This window comes from Anaerolineae bacterium (assembly GCA_014360855.1).
Lineage (GTDB): Bacteria > Chloroflexota > Anaerolineae > JACIWP01 > JACIWP01 > JACIWP01.
In genome coordinates this window covers 1-1,952 of sequence record JACIWP010000397.1, presented here as the reverse complement: position 1 = coordinate 1,952, position 1,952 = coordinate 1, and the positions used below count along the sequence as shown (strand labels likewise).

The 1,952-nt window shown below is 69.2% G+C and carries 2 protein-coding genes; one reads left to right on the top strand and one right to left on the bottom strand.

The window, feature by feature from the left end:
- Window positions 1-646, top strand: a 646-nt coding sequence (locus H5T60_14435) for a hypothetical protein (GenBank protein MBC7243628.1), incomplete at its 5' end; no start/stop codon positions are given.
- Window positions 647-693: 47 nt separating this feature from the next.
- Here H5T60_14435 and H5T60_14430 read toward each other — a convergent pair.
- Entirely contained in the window at window positions 694-1,920 is a 1,227-nt protein-coding gene (locus tag H5T60_14430; protein MBC7243627.1) for a hypothetical protein, read from the bottom strand.
- Window positions 1,921-1,952: the final 32 nt, after the last annotated feature.

Below are 1,952 nucleotides of genomic sequence, written 5' to 3'. Positions count from 1 at the left end.
CGGCATTCCCATCAGCCTCTGTGAGCGCTGGAACCTGGTAAGCTATCTGCCGGATGGCCCTCTGCCCGTTCTGCAGGCGCTGGACAGCATCGCCGGCGGGTTCCGCGCCGTGCTGGGCTTCGACGCCGGCGGCCTGTCCTATTACCCCGACCTGCCGCCGGAGATGAACACGCTTCAGCAAATGCGCCCCGGCCTGGGCTACTGGATCCGCATGAACCAGGCCGGCACGCTCACCTACTCGCCGGCCGGCCTCGGCCTGATGAACGCCCTGGCGCAGAGCGCGGAGCAGAGCGAGGTCTCCATCCCCGCCGGCCTGCGCCCCACCAACCGCTGGGTGGACGCCTACAGCCTGAGCTCGACGCTGGACGGCCAGCCCCTGCCGGCCGGCAGTATCGTGGAGGCTTTCGACCCGGATGGGGTAAAGATCGGCCACTTCGTGGTGAAGGAGGCCGGCCGCTTCGGCCCTATGCCGCTGTACGGCGACGACCCCTATACCCCCGAGGATGAGGGAGCCAAACCCGGCGACCGCATCATCTTCACCATCAACGGCCAGCGGGCACTGACCTCGCCGGCGCGCCCGGTCTGGCCCGGCGAGTACGGCCTCCTGCAGGTGGACCTGCGCAGTTCGGCCGGCATGTCCCGCTGAGACAGCGCCTCCCGCGAGAAGATGTTCTTGCGGGAGGCGTATTTTGCCTAGCGATATATCAGCGGAAGCAGTATCACCCGGGCGGGGGTAACCGCCGGCGTGCTGGTCGGGGTTGGAGTGCGCGTGGCCGTAATAGTAGGCGTTGGCGTGGGCGCGGCCGTGCCCTCGCTGGCATAATACACATCACTGCGCCCCGGCGCGCTGTCCGCCAGCCAAATGACATGCCAGATATCCCCGGCCGCCGTACGCGCCTCGCGCGCCTGGCTCATCCCCTCGGAGATATTCTCGGGAGCCATCCAGCCGGCCGCGGCATCCCAGCGCCGGCCGCGCGCTGTGCTCCCCGCTCCCCAGACAATCATGCCGGCGCCCCCTGGACGAAACGCCAGCCCCGGCCGTTCCAGCGGCGCCTCATCGGATACCACCGCGATCTCATCCCAGGTGCCCGTTGTGAGGTCAAGGCTCGACGTGACGGCCCGGGCGCTGTCTCCATCCCCCTCGACCCAAGCGAGCACCCAGGCATCGCCGCGCCAGGCCAGCGCCGGCCGGCGAGAGGGCACCTCCAGCGTGGCCGAGGCATCCAGAATATCATCCCAGCGCGCCCCGGTCCAGCGGCAGAACAGGACTTCCTCCGGATGCCCATCGCTCAGCGTTTCCTGCCAGGCCACCGCCGGCCGGCCGCTGTCATCGAACGCCGCGCTGGGGTAACTGCCCTGCCCAAAGCTCACCGGCCCTACTGTCCAATACACGCCGTCCGGAGAGGTCGCGGTGAAAATCCACGCCGCGCCGGCCACTCGCTCGCTCCAGGCCACTGCTAATGCGCCGGACGTGGTCGCCGCCACCGCCGGCATCTCGGAGATATTCTCGCTTTCCGAGAGGTTCTGCGGGCTTCCCCACGTGCCGTTCTGCCAGCCGGCGATAAACACGTCCTGGGCGGTGCCAGTCGGCCGCACAAAAGCCAGATAGACCCGTCCCTGGCCGTCCGCGGCCAGCGCCGGCTGACTGCCGGCGCCGATGCTCGCGGTACTGCTCCAGCCGGCGCCGGCGTTCCAACGGTGATACAGCGTCCCGCCGGCGCTCCACACCACATGCACCCGCCCCAAGCTGTCCACCACCACATCGGCGCCCTGCACGCCGGCTGTCGCACCAGAGAGCACCACGATACCCGGCCAGCCGGCCCGCGCCGGCGGTAAGCCAAGCAGGACCAACATGCACAGGCTGAGGAGACCGGCGGCCGGCAGGATCCACTTGCGGAACACGCTCACCTCCCCTTTCATAGACGCGCGTGGGGTACCGGCCGCCGACCGGT